This window comes from Aquincola tertiaricarbonis, from assembly GCF_000969605.1.
Lineage (GTDB): Bacteria > Pseudomonadota > Gammaproteobacteria > Burkholderiales > Burkholderiaceae_C > Aquincola > Aquincola tertiaricarbonis.
This window is the reverse complement of record NZ_JZUE01000003.1, coordinates 266,608-292,645: the sequence shown is the minus strand read 5'-3', so window position 1 is coordinate 292,645 and position 26,038 is coordinate 266,608. Positions and strand designations below refer to the sequence as shown.

At 67.9% G+C, this 26,038-nt stretch carries 27 protein-coding genes, 1 tRNA gene and 1 pseudogene; 19 read left to right on the top strand and 10 right to left on the bottom strand.

Translation table 11 applies throughout. The features are described 5' to 3' along the window. Positions 1-80: 80 nt before the first annotated feature. Genes VO99_RS30080 through VO99_RS05460 form a run of 5 tightly spaced genes read left to right on the top strand, consistent with a single transcriptional unit; the run spans position 81 to position 3,131 of the window. The gene (locus tag VO99_RS30080; RefSeq protein WP_157039438.1) at positions 81-230 is read left to right on the top strand and encodes a hypothetical protein; all 150 of its coding nucleotides are present in this window, start codon (positions 81-83) and stop codon (positions 228-230) included. Then, a complete protein-coding gene (locus VO99_RS05475) occupies positions 223-1,149 on the top strand; it encodes a phage Gp37/Gp68 family protein (protein WP_046111784.1) in 927 nt (308 codons plus the stop codon). Before VO99_RS30080 ends, VO99_RS05475 begins: the two co-directional genes overlap by 8 nt. Further along, positions 1,146-1,793: a hypothetical protein gene (locus VO99_RS05470; protein WP_046111783.1), complete on the top strand. Its 648-nt coding sequence runs from the start codon at positions 1,146-1,148 to the stop codon at positions 1,791-1,793. The genes VO99_RS05475 and VO99_RS05470 overlap by 4 nt, the downstream gene beginning before the upstream one ends. Continuing rightward, positions 1,793-2,071, top strand: a complete 279-nt coding sequence (locus VO99_RS05465; RefSeq protein ID WP_046111782.1) for a hypothetical protein — start codon at positions 1,793-1,795, stop codon at positions 2,069-2,071. The genes VO99_RS05470 and VO99_RS05465 overlap by 1 nt, the downstream gene beginning before the upstream one ends. Continuing rightward, the gene (locus VO99_RS05460; protein WP_198156875.1) at positions 2,046-3,131 is read left to right on the top strand and encodes a site-specific integrase; all 1,086 of its coding nucleotides are present in this window, start codon (positions 2,046-2,048) and stop codon (positions 3,129-3,131) included. The genes VO99_RS05465 and VO99_RS05460 overlap by 26 nt, the downstream gene beginning before the upstream one ends. A 273-nt stretch (positions 3,132-3,404) precedes the next feature. Here VO99_RS05460 and VO99_RS05455 read toward each other — a convergent pair whose 3' ends face one another. Next, a complete protein-coding gene (locus tag VO99_RS05455) occupies positions 3,405-5,375 on the bottom strand; it encodes a DNA topoisomerase IV subunit B (protein WP_046111781.1) in 1,971 nt (656 codons plus the stop codon). 104 nt (positions 5,376-5,479) lie between these two features. Here VO99_RS05455 and VO99_RS05450 point away from each other — a divergent pair, with 104 nt between their 5' ends. The 7 genes from VO99_RS05450 to VO99_RS05425 all read left to right on the top strand — a co-directional run bounded on the left by VO99_RS05450 (position 5,480) and on the right by VO99_RS05425 (position 11,393). Then, the gene (locus tag VO99_RS05450) at positions 5,480-6,697 is read left to right on the top strand and encodes an MFS transporter (protein ID WP_046111780.1); all 1,218 of its coding nucleotides are present in this window, start codon (positions 5,480-5,482) and stop codon (positions 6,695-6,697) included. Beyond that, entirely contained in the window at positions 6,694-6,822 is a 129-nt protein-coding gene (locus tag VO99_RS31715; protein ID WP_257799211.1) for a hypothetical protein, read from the top strand. The genes VO99_RS05450 and VO99_RS31715 overlap by 4 nt, the downstream gene beginning before the upstream one ends. Then, on the top strand, positions 6,822-7,364 hold the full coding sequence (locus VO99_RS05445) for a class I SAM-dependent methyltransferase (protein WP_046111779.1): 543 nt from the start codon (positions 6,822-6,824) through the stop codon (positions 7,362-7,364). Before VO99_RS31715 ends, VO99_RS05445 begins: the two co-directional genes overlap by 1 nt. Positions 7,365-7,419: 55 nt before the next feature. Continuing rightward, positions 7,420-8,301 carry a 4-hydroxy-tetrahydrodipicolinate synthase gene (gene dapA, locus VO99_RS05440; RefSeq protein WP_046111778.1) on the top strand — a complete coding sequence of 294 codons (882 nt, stop codon included), beginning with the start codon at positions 7,420-7,422 and terminating at the stop codon, positions 8,299-8,301. A gap of 76 nt (positions 8,302-8,377) precedes the next feature. Beyond that, complete coding sequence (gene bamC, locus VO99_RS05435; RefSeq protein WP_046111777.1) at positions 8,378-9,565, top strand: NlpB/DapX family lipoprotein; 1,188 nt, start codon at positions 8,378-8,380, stop codon at positions 9,563-9,565. Between the two features lie 25 nt (positions 9,566-9,590). After that, positions 9,591-10,382 (top strand): MBL fold metallo-hydrolase, encoded by a 792-nt coding sequence (locus tag VO99_RS05430; protein ID WP_046111776.1) that lies wholly within the window; start codon positions 9,591-9,593, stop codon positions 10,380-10,382. 162 nt (positions 10,383-10,544) lie between these two features. Continuing rightward, positions 10,545-11,393, top strand: a complete 849-nt coding sequence (locus tag VO99_RS05425; RefSeq protein WP_232315268.1) for a DUF4394 domain-containing protein — start codon at positions 10,545-10,547, stop codon at positions 11,391-11,393. Positions 11,394-11,481: 88 nt separating this feature from the next. On the opposite strand, the gene VO99_RS05420 is transcribed toward VO99_RS05425, so the two are convergent. From VO99_RS05420 to cysS, 6 genes and pseudogenes are all read right to left on the bottom strand, one after another. Then, a tRNA-Ser gene (locus VO99_RS05420) sits at positions 11,482-11,572 on the bottom strand. A gap of 26 nt (positions 11,573-11,598) precedes the next feature. Further along, positions 11,599-12,873 carry an aspartate kinase gene (locus VO99_RS05415; RefSeq protein ID WP_046111774.1) on the bottom strand — a complete coding sequence of 425 codons (1,275 nt, stop codon included), beginning with the start codon at positions 12,871-12,873 and terminating at the stop codon, positions 11,599-11,601. A gap of 98 nt (positions 12,874-12,971) precedes the next feature. Further along, positions 12,972-14,273: a tRNA lysidine(34) synthetase TilS gene (gene tilS / locus VO99_RS05410; protein ID WP_046111773.1), complete on the bottom strand. Its 1,302-nt coding sequence runs from the start codon at positions 14,271-14,273 to the stop codon at positions 12,972-12,974. 21 nt (positions 14,274-14,294) lie between these two features. Continuing rightward, complete coding sequence (locus VO99_RS05405) at positions 14,295-15,266, bottom strand: acetyl-CoA carboxylase carboxyltransferase subunit alpha (protein WP_046111772.1); 972 nt, start codon at positions 15,264-15,266, stop codon at positions 14,295-14,297. 19 nt (positions 15,267-15,285) lie between these two features. After that, positions 15,286-16,320 carry a DNA-3-methyladenine glycosylase family protein gene (locus VO99_RS32100; RefSeq protein WP_502528726.1) on the bottom strand — a complete coding sequence of 345 codons (1,035 nt, stop codon included), beginning with the start codon at positions 16,318-16,320 and terminating at the stop codon, positions 15,286-15,288. After that, positions 16,212-17,342, bottom strand: a pseudogene (cysS, locus tag VO99_RS05395) (cysteine--tRNA ligase); the annotation flags it as partial. The gene VO99_RS32100 and the pseudogene cysS, both read right to left, overlap by 109 nt. A gap of 115 nt (positions 17,343-17,457) precedes the next feature. On the opposite strand from cysS, the gene VO99_RS05390 reads away from it, so the two are divergent. Genes VO99_RS05390 through VO99_RS05375 form a run of 4 tightly spaced genes read left to right on the top strand, consistent with a single transcriptional unit; the run spans position 17,458 to position 20,080 of the window. Beyond that, positions 17,458-18,015 (top strand): peptidylprolyl isomerase, encoded by a 558-nt coding sequence (locus VO99_RS05390; protein ID WP_310733647.1) that lies wholly within the window; start codon positions 17,458-17,460, stop codon positions 18,013-18,015. A 1-nt stretch (position 18,016) separates the two neighbouring features. Continuing rightward, positions 18,017-18,517 carry a peptidylprolyl isomerase gene (locus VO99_RS05385; protein ID WP_046111768.1) on the top strand — a complete coding sequence of 167 codons (501 nt, stop codon included), beginning with the start codon at positions 18,017-18,019 and terminating at the stop codon, positions 18,515-18,517. Between the two features lie 13 nt (positions 18,518-18,530). Further along, the gene (locus tag VO99_RS05380) at positions 18,531-19,310 is read left to right on the top strand and encodes a UDP-2,3-diacylglucosamine diphosphatase (protein ID WP_046111767.1); all 780 of its coding nucleotides are present in this window, start codon (positions 18,531-18,533) and stop codon (positions 19,308-19,310) included. Next, positions 19,307-20,080, top strand: coding sequence for a M90 family metallopeptidase (locus VO99_RS05375; RefSeq protein WP_046111766.1), 774 nt, complete (start codon positions 19,307-19,309; stop codon positions 20,078-20,080). The genes VO99_RS05380 and VO99_RS05375 overlap by 4 nt, the downstream gene beginning before the upstream one ends. A 30-nt stretch (positions 20,081-20,110) precedes the next feature. On the opposite strand, the gene clpA is transcribed toward VO99_RS05375, so the two are convergent. Both clpA and clpS read right to left on the bottom strand, forming a co-directional pair. Then, positions 20,111-22,414: an ATP-dependent Clp protease ATP-binding subunit ClpA gene (gene clpA / locus VO99_RS05370; protein ID WP_046111765.1), complete on the bottom strand. Its 2,304-nt coding sequence runs from the start codon at positions 22,412-22,414 to the stop codon at positions 20,111-20,113. Continuing rightward, on the bottom strand, positions 22,411-22,767 hold the full coding sequence (clpS, locus tag VO99_RS05365; RefSeq protein WP_046111764.1) for an ATP-dependent Clp protease adapter ClpS: 357 nt from the start codon (positions 22,765-22,767) through the stop codon (positions 22,411-22,413). Before clpS ends, clpA begins: the two co-directional genes overlap by 4 nt. 236 nt (positions 22,768-23,003) lie before the next feature. Between clpS and VO99_RS05360 the strand changes: the two genes are divergently transcribed. Next, positions 23,004-23,267 (top strand): cold-shock protein, encoded by a 264-nt coding sequence (locus VO99_RS05360; RefSeq protein WP_046111763.1) that lies wholly within the window; start codon positions 23,004-23,006, stop codon positions 23,265-23,267. Between the two features lie 68 nt (positions 23,268-23,335). Here VO99_RS05360 and VO99_RS05355 read toward each other — a convergent pair whose 3' ends face one another. Next, entirely contained in the window at positions 23,336-24,268 is a 933-nt protein-coding gene (locus VO99_RS05355) for a LysR family transcriptional regulator (protein ID WP_046111762.1), read from the bottom strand. 104 nt (positions 24,269-24,372) lie between these two features. Here VO99_RS05355 and VO99_RS05350 point away from each other — a divergent pair, with 104 nt between their 5' ends. Then, positions 24,373-25,260, top strand: coding sequence for an MBL fold metallo-hydrolase (locus tag VO99_RS05350; protein WP_052736100.1), 888 nt, complete (start codon positions 24,373-24,375; stop codon positions 25,258-25,260). Positions 25,261-25,264: 4 nt separating this feature from the next. Continuing rightward, entirely contained in the window at positions 25,265-25,969 is a 705-nt protein-coding gene (locus tag VO99_RS05345; protein WP_046111761.1) for a DsbA family protein, read from the top strand. Positions 25,970-26,038 lie beyond the last annotated feature (69 nt).

Here is a 26,038-nt window from a genome sequence, read left to right as displayed (position 1 = left end):
AGCTGCAGGCCACGAAGATCCTGCTGCAGGACGCCGAGCGCCAGCTCGCCCTGGCCACGGCCGAGCGCGACGCCACCAAGGTGCGGCTGCAGGACCTGCGTGCGCTTCTGGCCAAGCGGCCCGCCGGCCCGGGCGGCCTGCTCGAGGCCTACATGCGCTGGAGCGGCGAGGTGCACGCCTTCGAGAGCCGCAACATCATGGACACCTCGGGGGGCACGCCGAATGGCTGAGACTACTGAGATCGCCTCGTGCGACGCCACCTGGTCGCCCTGGGAGGGCTGCCAGAAGGTCGGGCCCGGATGTGACCACTGCTACGCCGAGGCGCGCAACAAGCGCTTCGCCGCCGGCGCCAACTGGGGCCCGGGCGCGCCGCGCCGGCGCACCGTCGACTGGTCGAAGCCGCGGCTGTGGAACCGCGCAGCGGGCCAGGCCGGCCGGCGCATGAAGGTGTTCCCGTCGCTGTGCGATCCGTTCGACAACGCGGTGCCGGTGGAGTGGCGCCTGGCGTTCTTCCAGTTGATCGCCGCGACGCCGCACCTCGACTGGCTGCTGCTCACGAAGCGCATCGGCAACGTCGCCGGCATGCTGGGCGACTGGAAGACGGTGCCGCTGCTGCCGAACATCTGGCTGGGCATCACGGTGGTGAACCAGGCCGAAGCCGACCGCGACATCCCGAAGCTGTTGGCGGTGCCGGCGCGCGTACGGTTCTTGTCAGTCGAGCCGATGCTGGGACCGATCGACCTGTCGCGCTGGCTTGTGCCATGCGATCAAGGATCTCGACCGGGCCCCGGGGGTGTCGGCGGCGTGACCTGTGCCGACTGTCATGGCGTCGGGCACCGCTGCCAGGCGCTAGCCTGGGTGATCGTTGGCGGCGAGAGCGGCCCGCACGCGCGGCCTATGCATCCGGACTGGGCCCGCGGCCTGCGCGACCAGTGCGCAGCTGCCGGCGTGCCCTTCCTCTTCAAGCAGTGGGGCGAGTGGAGCCCTGGCTACGCTGAGCACGGCAACGACCTCGGATACGAGACGATCGTTCAAGCGGACCAGCAGGAATGGCCAGAGGGGCACTGCGCATTCAAGGTGGGCAAGCGCGCCGCCGGCCGCCTGCTCGACGGCCGCACTCACGACCTGTCTCCGGAGGTCCACCCATGAAGGAACGAGGCATCCTGTTCAGCGCGCCGATGGTGCGAGCACTGCTGGCCGGAACGAAGACCCAGACGCGCCGCCTGGTGAAGCCGCCACCCACGCACTTCGTCGGCGGCCCGGGCGTGATCGACAGCCACGGCAAGCCGGTGCCGCGCGCGCCAGCGGTCGACGACGGCGTGTCGAGCCGCGAGATCGTGTGCCCTTACGGGGTACCGGGGGACAGGCTCTGGGTTCGCGAGACCTGGGCCCACCACGTGCAGGCGCAGGCTGCTGCGCGCGACGAGGACGGCCCCTTCGTCTATGCGGCTGACGGGCCCAGCGCGCTGGAGCACCGGTTGCAGACGAAGTGGACGCCGGGCATTTACATGTTCCGCTGGGCCAGCCGCATCACGCTGGAGATCACCGACGTGCGCGTGGAGCGGCTGCAGGACATCAGCGAGGCCGACGCCTGGGCTGAAGGCTGCGTGCGCGGCGCCCTGGACGACAACGGCGACCCCTTCCCAGCCGAGGAGCCGCACTCGAGCGGCGTTGGCATGCGCGGCTGGGACACTGCACGCGATTGGTACGCCGACCTGTGGGAAGAGATCAACGGCGCAGGCAGCTGGGACACCAATCCATGGGTGTGGGTCCTGTCGGTCGGGAGGGTGTGATGGCCACGCCGTACCTCACCGACGACGAGATCGCTGACATCTGCGCGCCGCTGGTGATGCCGGCGGCGCAGCGGCGCTACCTGGCCGGCCTGGGCCTGATCGTCAACAAGAAGCCGAACGGCCGCCCGCTGGTGGCCCGGGGCGAGTTCGAGCGCGTGCTGATCGGCCGGCAGCCGGAAGCCGCGGCGCAGAATGCCGCCGGCGGCCAGCCGAACCGCGCCGGGCTGCTGAAGCTGTTCACGGGAGGCAAGCGTGGGGCGCAGGCGCAAGGACGATAGCCAGGGCCTGCCCGAGCGCGTGTACATGCGCTCGGGGTCGCTGTACTACGTGCACCGCGACACCGGCAAGTGGGAGAACCTGGGCAAGGACCTGGCCGCGGCCAAGAAGCGCGCCGAGCACTACAACGACCCGACCGGCACCTACGGGACCATGACCTGGTTCCTCGACCAGTTCCTGATCCACTTCCGCGAGTTGGTGGCAGCTGGCCAGCGCTCGAAGCGCACGCTTGAGGACTACGAGGCCGACGTCGTGCCGCTGAAGGTGTTCTTCGGCGCCATGCTGCCGACGGAGATCGGCCCGCACCACGTCAGCGAGTACCTGGAGATCGGCGAGAAGGCGAAGCGCGGCGTGCGGGCCAACCGCGAGCGGGCCTGCCTGTCGTCGTGCATCAGCTGGATGCTCCGCAGCAACCTCGGCGGCATGAAGGGCCAGCCGAACCCGTGCATGCGCGCCAGCGGCGTGCAGCGCAATCCGGAGAGCGAGCGGGAGCGCTACGTCACGCACGAGGAGTACCGGGCCGTCTACGAGGCCGGCAACCGAGCGGTGCGGCTAGCCATGGAGCTGGTCTACCGCACGCTGCAGCGGCCCGAGGTCGACGTGCTGGCCTGGACGCCGGCAAACGTGCGCACGAAGGACGGCGGCAAGGTGCTGCACTTCCGGCAGTCGAAGACCGGCCGGCTGATCGACATCGCCCTCACCGGTGCGCTGGGTGACCTTGTGCTGGGCGCGATCGGTACGGTGCCGCAGCTGCACCAGCCGATCCTGCACCGGCTCGACGGCGACGCCTACACCTACGACGGCCTGTCGGCCATGCTGAAGCAGGCGCAGGAGCGCGTGCGCAAGCAGCACGCCGCGAAGAACGGCCCCCTGGCCAACATGCCGTCTTTCGGCCTGCGCGACCTCAAGGGCAAGGGCGCCACGGACCTGTGGCTGAGCGGCGAGCCCATCGAGCGGATCCAACTGCTGTGCGGCCACAAGACGAAGGCCACCACGGAGAAATACATCAAGGCGCGCTGGCGCGAAACGGCCCAGCCGAACGGGCTGATCGTGGGCCTCTAAGCGTTCCAATATCCAGTAGTTTCGGCCTGGCCGTCCCAGGGAAATCGAAGCGCCCCGGACTTCAGAATATTGGAAACTGCCGACCCCGAAAGCGAGTATTCATGCGGGCTGCAGCGAGATTCGAAGCGGGGCCTGTTAATCCGTAGGTCCCTGGTTCGAGCCCAGGTCGGGGAGCCAAGAACAGAAGAAGAAGGCCTTGCAGCGATGCAAGGCCTTTTTTCTTTGCCCGGCCGCCGAACCTGCGCGGTCCGGCAGCGCAGTTCAAACGCGACGTCACACGTCCACTTCCACGTCGTCGCCGCGCAGCTCCATCAGCTCACGACGCGCCGCGGCTTCGCCCTTGCCCATCAGCTTGGTCAGCGACTGCACCGTGCTGCCGAAGTCCAGCGCACCGAAGTCCACCCGCAGCAGGCGGCGCGTGTCAGGGTTGAGCGTGGTGTCCCACAGCTGCTCGGCGCTCATCTCGCCCAGGCCCTTGAAGCGGCTGATCGTCCAGCTGCCCTCGCGCGCACCTTCCTTGCGCAGCTTGTCCAGTGCGGCGACCTGCTCGCCTTCGTCCAGCGCGTAGATCTTGGCCGCGGGCTTCTTGCCGCGCGCCGGTGCGTCGATGCGGAACAGCGGCGGCTTGGCGATGTAGATGTGGCCGCGCTCGATCAGCTTGGGGAAGTGCCGGAAGAACAGCGTCAGCAGCAGCACCTGGATGTGCGAGCCGTCGACGTCTGCATCGCTGAGGATGCACACCTTGCCGTAGCGCAGGCCCGACAGGTCCGGCGTGTCATTGGGCCCGTGCGGGTCCACGCCGATGGCCACCGCGATGTCGTGGATCTCGTTGTTGGCGAAGAGCCGGTCGCGCTCCACCTCCCACGCATTCAGCACCTTGCCGCGCAGCGGCAGCACGGCCTGCGTCTCCTTGTCGCGGCCCATCTTGGCGCTGCCGCCGGCGGAGTCGCCCTCCACCAGGAACACCTCGTTGAGCGCCAGGTCGCGGCTCTCGCAATCGGTGAGCTTGCCCGGCAGCACGGCCACGCCGGAGCCCTTGCGCTTTTCCACCTTCTGGCTGGCGCGCTGGCGGGTCTGCGCCTGCTTGATCACCAGCTCGGCCAGGCGCTTGCCGTGGGCCACATGCTGGTTGAGCCACAGCTCCAGCGCCGGCTTGGTGAAGGCCGACACCAGCCGCAGCGCGTCGCGGCTGTTCAAGCGCTCCTTGATCTGGCCCTGGAACTGCGGGTCGAGCACCTTGGCCGACAGCACGAAGCTCGCGCGCGAGAACACGTCCTCGGGCATCAGCTTCACGCCCTTGGGCATCAGCGAATGCATCTCGATGAAGCCCTTGATCGCGCCGAACAGGCCGTCCTTCAGTCCGGCCTCGTGCGTGCCACCGGCCACCGTGGGAATCAGGTTGACGTAGCTCTCGCGCAGCGTGGCGCCTTCTTCGGTGTAGGCCACGCACCAGGAGGCGCCCTCGCCTTCCGCGAAGTTCTCGGTCTCCGCCGCGCCGGCGAACTGCTCGCCTTCGAACAACGGAATCACCGGGTCGGCCGCCAGGTGCTGCATCAGGTAGTCGCGCAGGCCGCCCTTGTACAGCCACGTGACGGTCTCTCCGGTCTTCTCGGTGGTCAGCGTGACCGTCACGCCCGGCATCAGCACGGCCTTGCTGCGCAGCAGGTGCAGCAGCTCGCCGCGCGGCAGCTCGGCACTCTCGAAGTACTTGGCATCGGGCCACACGCGCACGCTGGTGCCGTGCTTGCGGTCGCCCGACGCGGCCTTGGCCACGCTCAGCGGCTCCACCACGTCGCCACCGGAAAACACCAGCCGCGCGTTCTGGCCTTCGCGCCACACCGCCACTTCAAGTCGCCTGGCCAGGGCATTGGTGACGCTCACGCCCACGCCATGCAGGCCGCCCGAGAAGCTGTAGGCCCCGCCCGAGCCCTTGTCGAACTTGCCGCCCGCATGCAGCCTTGTGTAGACGATCTCGATCACCGGCACCTGCTCTTCGGGATGCAGGCCGAACGGAATGCCGCGGCCGTCGTCGTCCACGCCGATGGAGCCGTCGGCATGCAGCGTCACCGCGATGCGCTTGCCATGGCCGGCCAGGGCCTCGTCGGCCGCGTTGTCGATCACCTCCTGCACGATGTGCAGCGGGTTGTCGGTGCGGGTGTACATGCCCGGCCGCTGCTTGACGGGCTCCAGGCCCTTCAGCACGCGGATGGACGCTTCGCCGTAACTGGATTGCTTGCTTGCCATATCGGCGCGGATTCTAGGGACCGACCCTGGCCGGGCCCTGCGACGGCAGGTCCTTGTCCGCGCCCGCACCAATGTGAAGCTGTGTTTCGGATAGATTCGGCGGCATGAAGTCCACCGCCGCCGCACGTCCGTTGTCGATGAACCAGGTGCTGCTGTGCGGCGCGTTGATCGTCACGCTGTCCATGGGCATCCGCCACGGCTTCGGCCTGTGGCTGCAGCCGATCACCATGGACCGTGGCTGGACGCGGGAGACCTTCGCGCTGGCCCTGGCAATCCAGAACATCTCCTGGGGCATCGCCGGGCCCTTCGCCGGTATGCTGGCCGACCGCTTCGGCGCCTTCAAGGTGCTGCTGGTGGGCGGGCTGCTGTATGCGCTGGGGCTGGTGCTGATGGCGCTGTCCACCTCCGGCCTGGCCTTCGCAGGCAGCGCCGGGCTGCTGATCGGCATGGCGCAATCGGGCACCACCTATGCGGTGATCTATGGCGTGATCGGCCGCAATGTCGCGCCCGAGCGGCGCTCATGGGCGATGGGCGTGGCGGCTGCGGCCGGGTCCTTTGGCCAGTTCCTGATGGTGCCGGTGGAGAACTGGTTGATCAGCGGCTTTGGCTGGCAGAACGCGCTGTTCCTGCTCAGCATTGCGGCCATCGCCATCCTGCCGCTGGCCTTCGGCCTTCGCGAGCCGGCGGTGGCAGCACCCACCGGGCCGCGCCAGAGCCTGCCGCAGGCGCTGCGCGAGGCCTTCGGCTATCCCAGCTTCCGCTACTTGATGGCGGGCTACTTCGTCTGCGGCTTCCAGGTGGTGTTCATCGGCGTGCACCTGCCCAGCTACCTCAAGGACCACGGCCTGTCGCCACAGGTGGCCACCTATGCGCTGGCGCTGATCGGCCTGTTCAACGTCTTTGGCACCTACACCGCCGGCGTACTGGGCCAGCGGCTGGCCAAGCGGCACATCCTGGCCACCATCTACGCGGCGCGCACGGTGGCCATCGTCATCTTCCTGTTCGTGCCGCTGTCGCCGGGAAGCGTCTACGTGTTCGCGGCGGTGATGGGCTTCCTGTGGCTGTCCACCGTGCCCCCGACCAACGCGGTGGTGGCGCAGATCTTCGGCGTGCAGTACCTGTCGACACTGGGCGGCTTCGTCTTCCTCAGCCACCAGGTGGGCAGCTTCCTGGGCGTCTGGCTGGGCGGCAAGCTCTACGACACCACCGGCAGCTACGACGTGGTGTGGTGGCTGGCCGCCGCACTCGGCCTGTTCGCCGCGGCCATCAACCTGCCGGTGCGCGAGCACGCCATCGCCCGGCCTGCACCGGTGCCGGCATGACCCACCGCACCCGCCGCCTGCTGGCCTGGGCCGGCGCCGCCGCGGCACTGGCCGCGGTGTTCATGGCCTACCTGCAGCCCAGCCTGATGGTGGAGCTGGCCAACCAGGTGTGGAGCTGCTTCTGATGCCGCACGGCAGCGGCGAGCCATCGGCCTGGGTGCGGCGCTGGGCGCCGCTGGTGCGCCCGGGCGGCTCGGTGCTCGACGTGGCCTGCGGCAGCGGCCGGCACCTGCGCTACCTCGCGGCGCGCGGCCATGCGCTCACCGGCATCGACCGCGACGCCGATGCGCTGGCGCCGCTGCAGCCGCTGGGCAGCCTGATCGTCGCCGACATTGAGGGCGGGGCCTGGCCGCTGCCCGGCGAACGCTTCGACGCGGTGGTGGTCACGCATTACCTCTGGCGGCCGCTGCTGCCCACGCTGGTGGCGTCGCTGGCCCCCGGCGGCGTGCTGATTTACGAAACATTTACCGCCGGCAACGAGACCGTGGGCAAGCCCTCGCGACCCGATTTCCTGCTGCGCCCGGGCGAACTGCTGCAGGCCTGCGCCGGCCTGCGCACCGTGGCGTACGAGGACGGATTCATCGATGCGCCGGCCCGCTTCCTGCAGCGCATCGTGGCCGTGCGGCCCGACCCGGATGCCCCGGCGCCGGCGCGTTATCCCCTGTGAGGCGCCCCGGCCCCGACGGTTAAACTCCGTCGATTAGGAAGAAGCCGGTACCGCTATGAAACCGATTGTTGGCAGCATCGTCGCGCTGATCACGCCGATGCAGGAAGACTGCAGCGTCGACTATCCCGCGCTGCGCGCCCTGATCGACTGGCACATCGCCGAAGGCACCGACTGCATCGGCGTCGTCGGCACCACGGGCGAATCGCCCACCGTGTCGGTCGAGGAGCACTGCGAGATCATCCGCGTGGCGGTGGAACAGGCGGCGGGCCGCGTGCCCATCATGGCCGGCGCCGGCGCCAACTCCACCCAGGAAGCCATCGAGCTCACCCGCTTCGCGAAGAAGGTGGGCGCCGACTGCTCGCTGCAGGTCGTGCCCTACTACAACAAGCCGACGCAGGAAGGCATCTACCGCCACTTCCGCACCATCGCCGAGGCGGTGGACCTGCCGGTGGTGCTGTACAACGTGCCCGGCCGCACCGTGGCGGACATGAGCGTGGACACCACGCTGCGCCTGGCCCAGGTGCCCGGCATCGTCGGCGTGAAGGAAGCCACCGGCAACATCGAGCGCGCGGCCTGGCTGGCGCGGCAGAAGCCCGATGGCTTCTCGCTGTATTCGGGCGACGACGGCACCGCCGTGGCGCTGATGCTGCTCGGCGGCCAGGGCAACGTGAGCGTCACCGCCAACGTCGCGCCGCGGCTGATGCACGAGATGTGCATGGCCGCCGTGGCCGGCGACGCCCGCCGTGCCACGCAGATCCACATGCAGCTGCTGCCGCTGCACAAGCAGCTGTTCTGCGAGCCGAACCCCATCCCCGTGAAGTGGGCGCTGCAGCGCATGGGCCGCTGCGGCCCGGCCATCCGCCTGCCGCTCACGCCGCTGGACCCGGCCCTGCAGCCGCTGGTCGAGCAGGCGCTGCGCGAAGGCGGCGTGCTTTAGGCGCGCGCTGCTCCCTCTCCCCATCTCCCGACAGACCACTTATCGCCCGCGCCCTGCGTGCCGGCGGCCTCACCCGATGCGTCAACTGAACCGTTCTACTTCTTCGCTGGCCGTCCTGGCGCTCGTGGCCACGCTGGCCGGGTGCTCGAGCGTCGAGAACCTGATGTCGGGCGACAAGATCGACTACCGCAGCAAGTCCAGGCAGTCGCAGACCCCGCTGGAAGTGCCACCCGACCTGACGCAGCTGGCCCGCGACGGCCGCTACCAGGCCGCGTCCGGCAGCGTGAGCGCCGCGGGGTACCAGGCCAATGCCAACGTGCCCGGCGCAGTGGCGCCCGAGGCCACGCAGACGGTGGCGCCGCAGGCCGTGGGCGACATCCGCGTGCTGCGCGACGGCAACCAGCGCTGGCTGTTCGTGCCCGCCACGCCCGAGCAGCTGTGGCCGCAACTGCAGCAGTTCTGGCAGGAGCGCGGCTTCGTGCTCACCACCGACACTCCCTCGGCCGGCGTGATGGAGACCGACTGGGCCGAGAACCGCGCCAAGATCGCCGACGACATCATCCGCCGCACGCTGGGCCGCGTGCTGGACTCGCTGTATTCCACCGGCGAGCGCGACAAGTTCCGCACCCGCGTGGAACGCGTGGCCGGCGGCACGGAGATCTACATCAGCCACCGCGGCATGGAAGAGGTGTACACCAGCCGCGAGCGCGACCAGACCAGCTGGACCGGCCGCCCGAGCGACCCGCAGCTGGAAGCCGAATTCCTGCAGCGCCTGATGGTGAAGCTGGGCACCGACAAGGCCCGCGCCGACCAGGCCATCGCCAACGCAGCGCCGGGCACGACCACCGCCGCCACGGCCACGCCGGGTGCTCCCGCGCCCAGCCGCGCCCGCATCGTCCCGGGCGAGGCCGCCGCCACGCTGCAGATCGACGAAGGCTTCGACCGCGCCTGGCGCCGCGTGGGTCTGGCCCTGGACCGCGGCGGCTTCACCGTGGAAGACCGCGACCGCGCCGGCGGCATCTACTACGTGCGTTATGCCGACCCGAAGATGGCCGGCAAGGAAGAACCGGGCTTCTTCTCCAAGCTGTTCAGCTTCGGCGACGACAAGGGCAAGAACTCGCTCACCGGCCCGGGCCGCTACCGCATCAACCTGAAGTCGGCCGGCGAGCGCACCACCGCGGCGGTGTACACCTCCAGCGGCCAGCCCGAGAACGGCGACATCGGCCAGCGCATCGTGCGCATCCTGGCCGAAGACCTGAAGTAGGCCACGCAGGGCGGCCGCAGCACACATGCTGAGATTTCGCAGCCTGGGCAGCGGCAGCACCGGCAACGGCACGTTGATCGAGTCCACCCGCAATGGCCGCACCACGCGGCTGCTGGTGGATTGCGGCTTCTCCTTGCGCGAACTCACGCGGCGCCTGGCCCCGGCGGGCCTCACGCCTTCGATGCTGGACGCGGTGTTCATCACTCATGAACACAGCGACCATGTGGGCTGCGCACTGCAGCTCACCCGCCGCCATGGCGTGCCGGTGTGGGCCAGCCTGGGCACGTGGCAGGCCATGGACCGCAAGCCGGCGCCAGTGGGCGCCGTCACCGTGCGGCATATCGCGCTGGAAGGCGTGCCCATCCACTTCGGCGGCTTGCAGATCACGCCCTTCGGCGTGCCGCACGACGCGGCCGAACCGCTGCAGCTGCGCTGCACCGACGGCGTGGCCCGGCTGGGCGTGCTCACCGACATCGGCGAGCCCACCGACAGCGTGCTTGGCCATCTGAACGATTGCCATGCGCTGCTGCTCGAGTGCAACCACGATGCACAAATGCTGGCCGACGGCCCCTACCCGTGGTTCCTCAAGCGCCGCGTGGGCGGCGTGCGCGGCCACCTGGCCAACACCCAGTCCGCGGCCATCCTGGAGGCCTGCAAGCATGCCGGCCTGCGCCATGTGGTGGCAGCCCACCTGAGCCAGAAGAACAACACGCCCGAGCTGGCCGCGGCCGCACTCAGCGCGACGCTGGGCTGCGCCGCCACCGAGATCGTGGTGGCCGACGCGCTGCAAGGCAGCCCCTGGCTGGACGTCGCCTGAACGGCTGAAGCCGCAGCCGCATGCGGCACGAGATGGGCGGCTTAACTCGGCCAGCTTCGGCGATGGGGCTGGCACCGGGGCGGCAGACTCGCTAGGTTGTGTTCAACCTACGCTTCTGCCATGACCCCGCAGTACCGAACCGCCCTGCCTGCCCTCGCCTTAGTGCTGCTCTTGGCCGCCTGCGCCGCGCCGCCCGTGGCGGAGCCGCTCGGCCCGCCTGCCAAGGAAACTCTTTTCGCCGTCACCGCCGGCAAGCGGCTGGTCAGCTTCAATGGCGGCCAGCCGCAAAAGCTGCTGAGCAACCAGGCCCTCACCGGACTGGCGCCCGAGGAACAGCTCCTGGGCATCGACTTCCGCGTGGCCCGTGGCCAGTTGTTCGCACTGGGCAGCAGCGGTCGGCTCTACCGCATCGACACCACGACGGCGGCGGCCACGCCGGTCGGCGGCCCGTTGGCCGTGCCGTTGGCCGGCCGGCACTTCGGCGTGGACTTCAATCCCACCGTCGACCGCCTGCGGGTGGTGAGCGACAGCGGCCTGAACCTGCGCCTGCATCCCGACACCGGCGCCGTGGTGGATGCCGATGCCAACACCCCGGGCCTGCAGCTCGATGGCCCGCTGGCCTATGACGCCAGCGACGTGAACGCCGGTCGCCAGCCCGGCGTGCAGGCCGCCGGCTACACCTACAACAAGGACAACGAGAAGATCACCACCAACTACGCCATCGATGCGGTGGCCGGCACGTTGGTGCGCCAGGGCAGCCTGGAAGGCACGCAGCCGGTGGTCTCGCCCAACACGGGCAGACTGTTCACCGTCGGGCCGCTCAACGCCGGCCCGATCGCGCAGGTGCACTTCGACATCAGCGACCTGAACAACGCCGCCTATGCAGCCATCCAGGCGCCTGGCCATGCCGCCACGGTGCTGTATCGCGTGGATCTGAAGACGGGCGCGGCCAGCCGCATTGGCACCGTGCAGGGCGGCGAAAATCTGGTGGGCATCGCCATCGAGCCATGAGCTCAGGCCCTTGCGGCCAGACGCAAAAAAGCCCCGACTGGCGGGGCTTTCTTGCGGCGAATTCAACTTGCGTTGTCATCGCCTGCGTTGGCGGAGTCGGAGGGATTCGAACCCTCGATGCGCTTTTGGCACATACTCCCTTAGCAGGGGAGCACCTTCGGCCACTCGGTCACGACTCCAACATTCGAAGAAGCGGGATTCTAGCCTATGCCGAGGCGATTTCCTGCTCGAGATCGAAAGCTTTGTGCAGTGCACGCACAGCCAGCTCCATGTACTTCTCGTCGATGACGACGCTGGTCTTGATCTCGCTGGTGCTGATCATCTGGATGTTGATGCCCTCTTCGCTCAGCGTGCGGAACATCTTGGCCGCAATGCCCACGTGGCTCTTCATGCCGATGCCCACGATGCTCACCTTGCAGATCTTCGGGTCGCCCACCACCTCGGCCGCGCCCGTGGCCGGCACCACCTTCGACTTCAGCAGGTCCAGCGCGCGGCTGTAGTCCACGCCCTGCACGGTGAACGAGAAGTCCGTCTTGCCGTCGTGCGACACGTTCTGGATGATCACGTCCACGTCGATGTTGGCATCGGCCACGGCACCGAGGATCTGGTAGGCCAGGCCCGGCTTGTCGGGCACGCCCATCACGGTGATCTTGGCTTCGTCGCGATTGAACGCGATGCCCGAGACAACGGCTTGTTCCATGTTTTCGTCTTCCTCGAAGGTGATCAGGGTGCCCGACTTGGCTTCCTCGTCGATGTCGATGTCCCAGGGCGTGAAGCTCGACAGCACACGCAGCGGCACCCGGTACTTGCCGGCGAATTCCACCGAGCGGATCTGCAGCACCTTGCTGCCCAGGCTGGCCATCTCCAGCATCTCTTCGAAGCTGATGGTGTGCAGCCGGCGCGCCTCGGGAACGATGCGCGGGTCGGTGGTGTAGACGCCGTCCACGTCGGTGTAGATCAGGCACTCCGCGGCCTTCATCGCGGCCGCCACGGCCACGGCCGAGGTGTCGCTGCCGCCGCGGCCCAGCGTGGTGATGTGGCCCTCCGGGTCCACGCCCTGGAACCCGGTGATCACCACCACCTTGCCAGCGGCCAGGTCGGCGCGCACGCGGGCGTCGTCGATGGCCTGGATGCGGGCCTTGGTGAAGGACGAATCGGTCTGGATGGGCACCTGCCAGCCGGCGTAGCTCACGCATTCGAGGCCTTCAGCCTGCAGCGCAATGGACAGCAGGCCCACCGAGACCTGCTCGCCGGTGGAGGCGATCATGTCCAGTTCGCGCATCACGCTGCCGGTGATGCGTTCAGGCTGCAGTTCCTTGGCCAGCCCGAGCAGGCGATTGGTCTCGCCGCTCATTGCCGAAGGAACCACCACCATCTGGTGCCCGGCGCGGGCCCACTTGGCGACGCGCTTGGCGACATTGCGGATGCGCTCCGTGGAGCCCATCGACGTGCCGCCGTACTTGTGAACGATCAGTGCCATGAGGGGTGACGGCGAGCGCCGCGGCCCGCACGTTCTGCTTGAAAAAATCGGCCCGGGCGAGTCCGGGGAAGCCCGCGATTCTAGCGACCGTCGGCCGCTCACCCGTCGTTTGCAGAATCTGCGGCAAGAGGCAGCCACTCCAGGGTCACCCGCGGTCCGGCCTCCGCGGGGTTCACACTGCGTGCATCCAGGCCGAGTCCCGGCACGAACATCAGGCCGTGCGCGCTCCAGAGCAGCGGCGCCCCGCGCGCCCATGCCGGCACCGCTTGCTGCTGGAACATCTTCTTGAGGCTGCGCGGCGGGCGGTTGGCCGCGGACTGGAACTGCTCACCACCGCACCGGGGTCGCAATTCGCACGCGAGCAGCCACGCCAGCGGCACGCCGCTGTCCGAAAGCTTCACCCGCAACACGCCCTGCCATGCCGGCACCGCGACGTCGCCCGGCGCATCGATCTGCAAAGCCAAGGCCGCGGGCCAGCCGGCCGCCTGCTCGCCCGGCACGGCCTGCATCACAAGGCGGCCGCGGTAGTGGCGCAGCATGCGGCCGGGCCCCGCGGGCCACGAGGCGGACACGGCATCGGGCCACTCCTTCAGCAGGCGGTCGAGCAGGCGCTGCGGCGCACCTTGCCCCAGCTGCAGCGCCAGCCAGTGGCGCAGCACGATGGCCTGCTGCGCGGGCGTCAAGGCCTGCCAGGGCTCACGCAGCAGGGCGTGCCCGGCACTGCACCGTGCCAGCGCCTGGGTGGCCCAGTCCCGCAGGGCCTCATCGGCCTCGGCCATGCGGCGCGCGGAAGCGGCGAGCGCACTTTCCGCGTCGGCGAACGCGCTGCTCAGGCCAGGCATCACCTGCAGCCGCAAGCGGTTGCGGGCAAAGCGGGAATCCGCGTTGCTTGGGTCTTCGACGGCGGCGATGCGGTGGTGCGCCACATAGGCGTCGATGGCCTCGCGCGGCTGGTCCAGCCAGGGCCGGGCCCAGGTGATGCCGTCACGCACGATGCAGGAAGGCATGGCGGCCAGGCCGGCCGGGCCTGCCCCGCGCAGGGCCTGCAGCAGGAAGGTCTCGGCCTGGTCACGCCGGTGATGGGCCAGCAGCACCAGTTGCACATCGGCCTGCAGCGCCATGTCGGTCAAGGCCGCATAACGCTCACGCCGGGCCCAGGCCTCGATGCTGTCGCCGCGCGCGGGGCGGCAGCTCAGGCGGCGCAGTTGCAAGGGCACACCGCAGGCCTCGCACAGGCGGGCCACCTGCGCCTGCCAACCGTCGGCTTCGGGCATCAGGCCGTGGTGCACATGGAAGGCATGCACCTCGATGCCCAGTGGCCGTGCTGCCGCAACAGTGGCATGCAGCAGGGCCGCGGAATCACGGCCGCCGCTGACGGCCACCGCCAGGCGATGTGCCATCACGCGGCTGCCTGTGCAGGCTCAGCGGTCCTTGGTGTCGCTGAAGCGGCCGTAGGCCTGGAGGCGCTCGTAGCGGCGCTGCAGCAGCTCCTTCGGCTTCAGGTCGATGACCTGGCGAAGCGCATCGTTCAGCCCGCGCTTGAGCGACGCGGACATGGCCTTGGGATCGCGGTGCGCACCGCCCACCGGCTCGTTGATGATCTTGTCGACCAGGCCCAGCGCCTTCAGCCGATGGGCGGTGATGCCCAGCGCTTCGGCCGCATCGGCGGCGCGTTCGGCCGTCTTCCACAGGATGGAGGCGCAGCCTTCCGGCGAGATGACCGAGTACACCGAGAACTGCAGCATCAGCATCTGGTCGCCCACGCTGATGGCCAGCGCACCGCCCGAGCCGCCTTCGCCAATGATGGTGGCGATGATGGGCACCTCCAGCTGCGCCATCTCGAAGATGTTGCGGCCGATGGCTTCCGATTGGCCGCGCTCCTCGGCGCCGATGCCGGGATAGGCACCCGGCGTGTCCACGAAGGTGAACACCGGCAGGCCGAACTTCTCGGCCAGCTTCATCAGCCGCAGCGCCTTGCGGTAGCCCTCGGGCCGCGCCATGCCGAAGTTGCGAGCGGCACGCTCCTTGGTGTCGCGGCCCTTCTGGTGGCCCAGCACCATGCAGGCCATGCCGTTGAATCGCGCCAGACCGCCGACGATGGACTGGTCGTCGGCAAAGGCGCGGTCGCCGTGCAGCTCCTGGAAGTCGGTGAAGATGTCGTTGACGTAGTCCAGCGTGTAGGGCCGCTGCGGATGCCGCGCGATCTGCGTGACCTGCCAGGGCGTGAGCTGGGTGTAGATGTCCTTGGTGAGCTGCAGGCTCTTCTTGTCCAGCCGCTCGATCTCCTCGGAGATGTCGACCGCGGATTCGCTTTGAACGAAGCGCAGTTCTTCGATCTTGGCTTCGAGCTCGGCGATGGGGGCTTCGAAGTCCAGGAAGTGCTTCTTGCTCATGCGGAGGTTCCTCTTGTTCTCAGTACTCGACGGGCAGCGGATCAAGGCTGCGCCAAAGGTACCAGGTGGCGACCGACCGGTAAGGTGCCCAGGCATCGCCCACTTCGCGCGCCTCAGCCCGTGACACCGGCTCGCCGCTGAAGTAGTTGAGGCTGATGCCCTTGATCAGGCCCAGGTCGTCGAGCGGCAGCACGTTGGGCCGCATCAGGTGGAAGATGAGGAACATCTCGGCCGTCCACCGACCGATGCCGCGGATGGCGACCAGTTCCTCGATGATGGCCTCGTCGTCCATGTCCTGCCATTGCTGCACATGGACGGCACCGCTGTCGAAGTGCTGCGCCAGGTCGCGCAGGTACTCCACCTTGCGCGCGGAGAGGCCGGCCGCACGCATGGTGTCCACTTCCAGCGCCATGACGGAATCAGGCTTCAGGCGCGTGCTGGGGTCGGGCAGCAGGGCGGCGAACTTGTCCCACACCGACTGCGCGGCCTTCACCGAGATCTGCTGGCCGACGATGGAGCGGGCCAGCGTGGTGAAGGCGTCGCCCCGGCTCTGCAGCCGGCCTTCGCCGAACTTGGGGATGAGCTTCTTCATCACCCGGTCGCGCTTGCTGAGGTGGCGGCACGCGTCGTCCCAGTAGGACGGCGTGACGATCACGTTCGCCGCAGGCGTTACAACAGCACGCGGCACGATCAGGCTCTCACCCAGGTGGTGCCTTGCGCCGAGTCCTTCAGCACCACGCCCTGCTCCAGCAACTGTGCGCGGATGCGGTCGGCCTCGGCAAAGTTGCGGGCCTGCTTGGCCGCGGCACGGGCCTCGATGGCCGCCTGCAGCGCGGCCTCGTCCAGGCCTTGCCGGCCGCCCTGCAGGAAAGCCGTGGGCGGCTGCTGCAGCACGCCCAGCGTGGCGCCCAGCGCCTTCAGCAGGCCGGCCTGCGTGGCCGAGCCGCTGCGGTTGACTTCGCTGGCCAGCTCGAACAGCACGGCAATGGCGGCGGGCGTGTTCAGGTCGTCGTCCATGGCATCGCGGAAAGCGGCCGCGGCGGGTTGCTGCCAGTCGATGGGCGACGCCTGGGCGGGCACCTTCTCGAGCGCGGTGTAGAGCCGACGCAAGGCCGCACGCGCGTCGTCGATGTGGGCGTCGCTGAAGTTGAACGGGCTGCGGTAGTGCGTGCGCAGCAGGAAGAAGCGCAGCGTCTCGCCGTCGTAGCGCTGCAGCACTTCGCGGATGGTGAAGAAGTTGCCCAGCGACTTCGACATCTTCACGTCGTCGACGTTGAGGAAGCCGGTGTGCATCCAGTGACGTGCGAACAGCGCGCCGGTGGCGCCTTCCGTCTGCGCGATCTCGTTCTCATGGTGCGGGAACTGCAGGTCCATGCCGCCGCCATGCAGGTCGATCGGCTGGCCCAGCATGCTGCAGGCCATGGCCGAGCACTCGATGTGCCATCCGGGCCGGCCAGGACCATAGCGGCCGTCGAACTTGGCCTCCGGCGGCTCGTCGGCCTTGGCGGCCTTCCACAGCACGAAGTCCAGCGGATCGCCCTTGCCGCCTTCGCCTGCCTGCACGGCCACGCGCTCGCCGGCACGCAGGTCGTCCAGGCTCTTTCCGGACAACTTGCCGTAGCGAGGGAAACGACGCACCGCGAAGTTCACGTCGCCATCGTCGGCGCGGTAGGCCAGGCCCCTGGCTTCCAGCTGCCCGATCACGTCCAGCATCTGCGGCACGTAGTCGGTCGCGCGGGGCTCATGCGTCGGCGGCAGCAGCCCGATGGCCGCGAAGTCCTGCTGCATGCCCTGCGTGGTCTGCGAGGTCAGCTCACCGATGGTGATGCCCCGCTCCACCGCACGACGGATGATCTTGTCGTCAATGTCGGTGATGTTGCGGACGTAGGTGACCTCGTAACCCGACGTGACCAGCCAGCGGTACACCACGTCGAACGCCGTCATCGTGCGTGCATGGCCCATGTGGCACAGGTCGTACACGGTGATGCCGCACACATACATCCGCACCTTGCCGGCTTCCACGGGCGTGAAGTCTTCCAGGGTACGGGTGAGGGTGTTGTGCAGGCGAAGGGTCATCGCGAAGGCCGCAAAGACAGCGGCCTCATCGTGGGAGGCCGCTCGTTAGAATCAGTCGGTCAGTATAGCGGCGCCCTGCCCGTACCTCACCCCACGCAACCCCGGCTACATGAAGATGAAACAAGGCTTGGCATTGGCGCTTTCGCTCTCGATGTTCGTGGGCGCTCCGGCGCTTGCGCAGAAGGTGCGGCTCGATACCTCGATGGGTCCCATCGTGCTGGAACTGGATGCCGAGAAGGCACCGAAGAGCGTTGCGAACTTCGTCGACTACGTGAAGGCGGGCCACTACAACGGGACCGTGTTCCATCGCGTGATCGACGGCTTCATGATCCAAGGCGGCGGCATGGACGCGTCCATGAAGGAGAAGCCCACCCGCGCCCCCATTCCGCTGGAAAGCAGGAATGGGCTGGTCAACGCCCGCGGCACCGTGGCCATGGCCCGCACCATGGACCCCAACTCGGCCACGTCGCAGTTCTTCATCAACCTGAAGGACAACAGCTTCCTCGACCAGGCCAACTCGCGCGACGGCAACGGCTATGCGGTGTTCGGCAAGGTGGTGTCGGGCATGGACGTCGTCGACAAGATCAAGGCGGTGCCCACCGGCAACAACGGCCCGCATCAGAACGTACCGCTGCAACCCGTGGTGATCAAGCAAGCCACTCTGGAGAAATGACATGACCAAGACCGTAGAAATCACCACCAGCGCCGGCGTCATCCGCGCCGAACTCGACGACGCCAAGGCACCGGCCAGCGTCGAGAACTTCCTGTCGTATGCACGCAAGGGCCACTACGACAACACCGTGTTCCACCGCGTCATCAAGGGCTTCATGATCCAGGGCGGCGGCTTCGAGCCCGGCATGAAGCAGAAGAACACGGACGCGCCCATCGCCAACGAAGCCAACAACGGCCTGAAGAACGCGCACTACACGCTGGCCATGGCCCGCACGTCGGCGCCGCACTCGGCCACTGCGCAGTTCTTCATCAACACCGCGGACAACGGCTTCCTCGACTTCAAGTCGGAGTCGCCGCAGGGCTGGGGCTACGCCGTGTTCGGCAAGGTGGTGTCGGGCCAGGACGTGATCGACAGCATCGAGAAGGTGCGCACCGGCCGCAAGGGCATGCATGACGACGTGCCGGTGGACGACGTGGTGATCCAGAAGATCACCGAAGTCTGAGCACCGCCCCACGATGACGCTGCCCGCCTTCTCAGAGGTGCACGCACCTCCGGGCTGGCGGTGCATCGAGTTCATCTCCGACCTGCACCTGGGGCCCGACACGCCCCGCACCTTCGAGGCCTGGGCCCATCACCTCAACACCACCCGCGCCGATGCGGTCTACCTGCTCGGCGACGTGTTCGAGGTGTGGGTGGGCGACGATGCCGCGGCCGAGCCCGGCAGCTTCGAACGGCGCTGCGTGCAGGTGCTCCGGCAGGCCGCCCGCCAACGCCGCATCGGCTTCATGGCCGGCAATCGGGACTTCCTGCTGGGCCATGACCTGCTGGCCGGCCTGGGCATCGAAGCCCTGGCCGATCCGACCGTGCTCACCGCCTTCGGCCAGCGCCTGCTCATCACGCACGGCGATCTGCTGTGCACCGCCGACACCGGCTACCAGGCCTTCCGCCGCCAGGTGCGCAGCACCGACTGGCAAGCCGCCTTTCTCGCCCAGCCGCTGGCCGTCCGCCGGCAGCAGGCGCGGCAGATGCGTGATGCCAGTCAGGCCGCGCAGCGCCAGTTGTCGCCCGACCAGTGGAGCGACGTCGATGACGACGAGGCAGCCCAGTGGCTGCAGCAAGTCAGCGCCCCTGCCATGGTGCATGGCCACACGCACAAGCCGGCTTCCCATGCGCTGGCCATCGGCACGCGCCATGTGCTGGGCGACTGGGACCTGGAGGCGCCGATGCTGCGCGGCGACGTGCTGCGCTGGACGGCCGACGGCCTGACCCGCCACGCCATCTCGCCCGCGCCGTGATCGGCTCCCTGCTCAGGGCCTGGCGCCGCAGCCGCGACGAGCGTGCGCTCGCCCGCCGCAGCATCCCGGACGGCCTGTGGAAGCACACGATGGCGCGTTATCCCTTCCTGCAGCGCCTGCCTTCCGAAGATGAGGCCGAGCTGCGCCGCATGGCCAGCCTGTTCCTCGACAAGAAGGAATTCACCGGCTCGGGCGGCCTGTCGGTCACCGACGAGATGGCCGTGGCGGTGGCCGCACAGGCCTGCCTGCCGGTGCTGCGGCTGGGCATCGAGCAGTACGACGACTTCGTCGGCATCGTGATGCATCCGGATGAAGTGGTCGCACGCCGCGAGGTCACCGACGAGCACGGGGTGGTGCACCAGTATGACGAGCTGCTGTCCGGCGAGGCCATGGTCGGCGGCCCGGTGATGCTGAGCTGGCAGGACGCCGGCGAGCGTGCAGCCGACGCCCAAGGCGCCGCCTACAACGTGGTGATCCACGAGTTCGCGCATGTGCTCGACATGCGCGACGGCCTCGCCGACGGTGTGCCGCTGCTGCCCAGCGCCCAGGCGCAGGCCGAGTGGCACGACACCTTGATGGCCGAGTACGACCGCTTCAGCGAGCGCGTGGTGTGCGGCTACGAGTCGATCGTCGACCCGTACGGCGCCGAGGCGCCGGAGGAATTTTTCGCTGTTGCCAGCGAAGCATTCTTCGTCACACCCGAGGCCTTGAAAGAAGAACAGCCGGTGATGTACCGGCTGCTCGCTTCGTTCTACCGCCAGACGCCCTGAGCTTCAGGGCGCGGGCGCTCGGGGCACGGATCAGGCCGTGGCCGGCTCCGCCTTCGGCTTGTCGCTCTTGCGCGGCGGCTGGATGTCCAGCACCGCGTTGCCGTCCGCATCGATGTCCACCGTCAGGCGGCCACCGTCCACCAGGCGGCCGAACAGCAGTTCGTCGGCCAGCGCGCGGCGGATCACGTCCTGGATCAGGCGCTGCATCGGGCGGGCACCCATCAGCGGATCGAAACCCTTGGCGCCCAGGTGCTTGCGCAGCCCGTCGGTGAACGTGACCTCCACCTTCTTCTCGGCCAGCTGGCTTTCGAGCTGCAGCAGGAACTTGTCCACCACCCGCAGGATGATCTCCTGGTCCAGCGCACGGAAGCTAACGGTCGCATCCAGCCGGTTGCGGAACTCCGGCGTGAACAGGCGCTTGATGTCGGCCATCTCGTCGCCGCTTTCGCGGGAGTTGGTGAAGCCGATCGTCGACTTGCTCATGGTCTCGGCACCCGCGTTCGTCGTCATGATGATGATGACGTTGCGGAAGTCGGCCTTGCGCCCGTTGTTGTCGGTCAGCGTGCCGTGGTCCATCACCTGCAGCAGCACGTTGAAGACGTCCGGATGCGCCTTCTCGATTTCGTCGAGCAGCAGGACCGCATGCGGCTTCTTGGTGATCGCCTCGGTCAGCAGGCCACCCTGGTCGAAACCGACATAGCCCGGAGGCGCACCGATCAGGCGGCTCACCGCGTGACGCTCCATGTACTCCGACATGTCGAAGCGGATCAGCTCGATGCCCAGGATGTAGGCGAGCTGCTTGGCCACTTCGGTCTTGCCGACGCCCGTGGGGCCGCTGAACAGGAACGAGCCGATCGGCTTGTCCGGCTTGCCCAGGCCAGAACGCGCCATCTTGATGGCGGCCGACAGCGCGTCGATGGCCGGGTCCTGGCCGAACACCACGCTCTTCAGATCGCGGTCCAGCGTCTTCAGCTTGCTGCGGTCGTCGTTGGACACCGAGGCCGGCGGGATGCGGGCGATCTTCGAGACGATCTCTTCCACCTCGGCACGCGTGATGGTCTTCTTCTGCTTGTTCTTCGGCAGGATGCGCTGGGCGGCACCAGCCTCGTCGATCACGTCGATCGCCTTGTCGGGCAGATGGCGGTCGTTGATGAACTTGGCGGACAGCTCCGCCGCGGCCTGCAGCGCACCCAGCGCGTACTTCACGCTGTGGTGCTCTTCGAAGCGCGACTTCAGGCCCTTGAGGATCTCGATGGTCTGCTCGACCGAGGGCTCGACCACGTCCACCTTTTGGAAGCGCCGCGACAGCGCCGCGTCCTTCTCGAAGATGCCGCGGTACTCGCTGAACGTGGTGGCGCCCAGGCACTTCATTGCGCCCGAGCTCAACGCCGGCTTCAGCAGGTTGCTTGCGTCCAGGGTGCCGCCCGAGGCCGCGCCCGCACCGATCAGCGTGTGGATCTCATCGATGAACAGGATGGCGTTCGGCTGTTCCTTCAGCTGCTTCAGCACGCCCTTCAGGCGCTGCTCGAAATCGCCGCGGTACTTGGTGCCGGCCAGCAGCGCGCCCATGTCGAGCGCATAGACGGTCGACTCGGCCAGCACCTCGGGCACGTCGCCTTCGGTGATGCGCCAGGCCAGGCCCTCGGCAATCGCGGTCTTGCCCACGCCCGCTTCACCCACCAGCAGCGGGTTGTTCTTGCGGCGGCGGCACAGCACCTGGATCACGCGCTCGACCTCATGCTCGCGGCCGATCAGCGGATCGATCTTGCCGTCGCGGGCACTCTGGTTGAGGTTCTGCGTGAACTGGTCGAGCGGCGAGCCCTTGCCTTCAGCGGCATCTTCCTTCTCGCCCTCGGAGCCGGGGTTGTCGTTGGACTTCGACGGCTCGGGCGGATCGGACTTCTTGATGCCGTGGGCAATGAAGTTCACGACGTCCAGCCGTGTGACGCCCTGCTGGTGCAGGTAGTAGACGGCGTGCGAGTCCTTCTCGCCGAAGATGGCCACCAGCACGTTGGCTCCGGTCACCTCCTTCTTGCCGCTGCCCGTGCTTTGCACGTGCATGATGGCCCGCTGGATCACACGCTGGAAGCCCAGGGTAGGCTGCGTGTCGACCTCGTCGGTGCCTCCGACGGTCGGCGTGTTCTCCTTGATGAAGCTGGACAGGCTCTTCCGCAAGTCGTCGATGTTGGCGGCGCAGGCGCGCAGCACTTCGGCGGCGGAAGGGTTGTCCAGCAGCGCCATCAGGAGGTGCTCGACGGTGATGAATTCGTGGCGCTGCTGGCGTGCTTCCACGAACGCCATGTGCAGACTGACTTCAAGTTCTTGCGCGATCATGCGGCCTCCAAAATGCACTGCAGCGGGTGCCCTGCGCGACGTGCAGCAGCAAGCACCAGTTCAACCTTGGTCGCGGCGACGTCCTTCGTGTAGACGCCGCAGACGCCGCGACCCTCGTGATGGATCTTCAGCATGATCTGCGTCGCGGTGTCGAGATCACGCAGGAAGTATTCCTGCAACACCAACACCACGAACTCCATGGGGGTGTAGTCGTCATTGAGCAGCACCACCTGGTACATGCGCGGCGGCTCGGTTCGCTGCGCCTGGCGTTCGGCGACGACGGCGCCTTGACCGTCATCGACGCGCGGCGCTTCTGGCGGGTTCGGGGGCAGCGAGGGGGGATCCGCGGGCATGAAACGATTCTATAGACAGTGAATACCGGGGTGCGTCAATGCATATTGCATCGGCGCCCGCCGTCTCAAGGGGCGATGTGAGGCAAAAAGACAGCCCACACCTCCGCCAGTGTGCTACCTCAGCTTGCACCCTGGTGAAAAATGATGGTAATGAAACTCTATTGACATTAACGATACATGTGCCGGAGAATTCGCTTCCCTACGCAGGGCGCTGTTGCCCGTTTGTGGAGAGATTCATGGCAAATGGAACCGTCAAGTGGTTTAGTGACACCAAAGGGTTCGGCTTCATCGAACCTGAGGGTGGTGGGGCCGATGTGTTTGCGCACTTTTCCGCAATCCAGATGGAGGGCTTCCGCACTCTGAAGCCGGGCGCCCGCGTCACCTACGACCTGGTGCAAGGCCCGAAGGGCGATCTGGCACACAACATCCAGACCTCCGACAGCACCGGCGCACCGCGTCAGGCGCTGGCCGCGGGCAGCTTCGCAGCCGCCGCCGAGTGAGCGACCGAGGCACCCGTCCTCGGCACGCCAACCCGCCCCGGGAAAAGCCCGCCTCCGGCGGGCTTTTTTCATGCCTCGGTGGTGGCTGGATGCGACAGCGCCCGGTCCCATGGCGCGATGTCGTCCGCGAAGCGGCCAGCCAAAAAGTCGAGCATCGCCCGCAGCAACTGGGGCTGGTACTGGCGCGAAAGATAGGTGGCATGGATCTGCAACTGCTCGGGCTCATGGTCGGGCAGCAGACGCACCAGGTCCCCGCGAAGGATGGCGGCGCTGGCCAGATAGGTGGGCAGCAGCGCGATGCCGGCGCCTTCCATCGCCGCACGCATCAGCACCATGGGTTCATTGCTCTGCAGCGGGCCTTGCACCGGCACGCGCACCGGTCGAGTGCCCTGGTACAGCGTGTATTCGTTGCGACCGACATAGGCGTGAGTCAGGCAACGGTGGCCACGCAGGGCTTCGGGACCGTCGGGCGCGCCATGACGCTCGACATAGGCAGGAGAGGCACAAAGCACCGAGCGGCAGGTACCCAGACGGCGCGCCACCAGCGACTCGTCGAGCTTGTTGCTGATGCGCACGGCCAGGTCGATGCGGTCCTCCACCAGGTTCACCGCCCGCTCCATGACCACCAGTTCCACCTGTGTCTGCGGATGCAGCGCGAGGAATTCGGCGACGGCCTGCGCCAGATGCGCCTGCGCGAACGACGGGCTGGCAGTCATGCGCAGGCGGCCGCTGGGCGCGCTGCTGCGTGCGCCAGCCAGCGACTTCACGTCGGACGTCAGTTCCAGCACCTTGCGGCAGCGGTCCAGCGCCTCGCGGCCGGCGTCGGTCAGGCTCACGCGGCGGGTCGTCCGGTGGAGCAGCCGCACGCCCAGCCATTCCTCCAGGCTGGCCAGGTAGCGCGACACCATCGCACGCGACATGTCGAGCGCATCCGCGGTCTCCGTCAGGCTGCCCCGGTCGGCAATTTCAGCGAACACCTGCATCGCCGTGAATCTGTCCATGTGATTAGGCCGTTTGAGTAGACAAACATTCAACAGACCCGCAGTTTATTGCATCGTTTCTAGCAAATAAAGTTGCTGCACTTCTTCCACCCTTCGGACCCTCCATGAACAAGCTCCTGACACGCCTCCTTTCTTCCTTCGGCCTCACCCTGGGCGTCGTCGCCCAGGCCGCTGCCCAGGCCGCAGCGCCCGCGCCGCTCAGCCTGCAGGTCTACAACGCCGATGCCGGCAGCTTCCATGTCAATGCGGTCCTGGTGTCGGGCAAGACGGATGCTGTGCTGCTGGACACCGGCTTCACCAAGGCGGATGCGCATCGCATCGCGGCCATGGTGCTGGACAGCAAGAAGACGCTGAAGACCATCTACATCAGCCAGGCCGACCCCGACTACTACTTTGGCGCCGAGGTGCTCAAGCAGCTGTTCCCTGACGCCAAGCTGGTGACCACCGCCCCCACGCTGAAGAAGATCCAGGCCACGCTCGCCACCAAGCTGTCGGTGTGGAGCCCCCGCATGGGCGCCAACGCGCCAAAGAATGTGCCGCTGCCCGAGGTGCTGCAAGGCAACACCATCGCCCTGGAAGACCAGGTGCTCGAGGTGCGTGGCCTGGATGACTCGCTGCCGCACCGCAGTTACGTGTGGATTCCGTCGATCCAGGCGATTGCCGGCGGCGTGAACGTGTACGCCGGCCTGCATCTGTGGACCGCCGATGCGCAGACGGCGCAGGAGCGCGCCGACTGGGCCAAGAAGCTGGGTGTGATGGCCGCCCTGAAGCCGGCGGTGGTGATCCCCGGCCACTCGGCCCCCGGCACGCCGCGCGACGCCAGCCAGCTGGCCTGGAGCCAGGCCTACCTGGCGCGCTTCGAGTCCGAGCTGCCGAAGGCCGCCAACTCCGCCGCGCTGATCGAGGCGATGAAGAAGGCGTACCCAGAAGCAGGCCTGGGCATCGCGCTGGAGATCGGCGCCAAGGTCAACAAGGGCGAGATGAAGTGGTGATGGCATGACGTCGCACCAGCTTCACTACATCTACGACCCCTTGTGCGGCTGGTGCTACGGCGCCGCTCCGCTGGTGGCGGCGGCGCGCCAGGTGCTGCCGGTGCGGCTGCACGGCGGTGGCCTGATGGCCGGCGCCCAGCGACAGGTGGTGAGTGCCCGGCTGCGGGAGTACGTGATGCCGCACGACCGCCGGATTGCGCAACTCACCGGCCAGCCCTTCGGCGACGCCTACTTCGACGGCCTGCTGCACGACGGCGGCGCGGTGCTGGACTCCGAGCCGCCGATCACCGCGGTGCTGGCGGCCGAACAGCTGGCCGGCCGCGGCGCCGACTTGCTGGCCCGGGTGCAGGCGGCGCACTACCAGCAAGGCCGGCGCATCGCCGAGCCGGCGGTGCTGCGCGCGCTGGCCGCCGACATCGGGCTCGACAAAGCAGCCTTTTCCCAGGCCTTCGACGCCCTGTCCGGCGAAGCGACGCGGGCCCACATCGCCGACAGCCGGCAGCAGCTGGCCCAGGCCGGCGGCGGCGGCTTCCCGACGATGTTGCTGGAGGCGGACGGACGGCTGGAGCGCGTCGACGTCAGCGCCTGGCTGGGACGGCCCGAGGCGCTGGCCGCCTGGTTGATGAGCCGGGTGCCGGCGCCGACGACGCCGGTGGCGCAGGCGCCCCATGACCGCTTCGGCTGCGGTCCGCAAGCCTGCACGATCTGACCGTCGCCCCAGAAATATGGCTTTTTTGCAGAATTAGTCGTATCTTGCGTCTGACGCCTTGCCAATTCC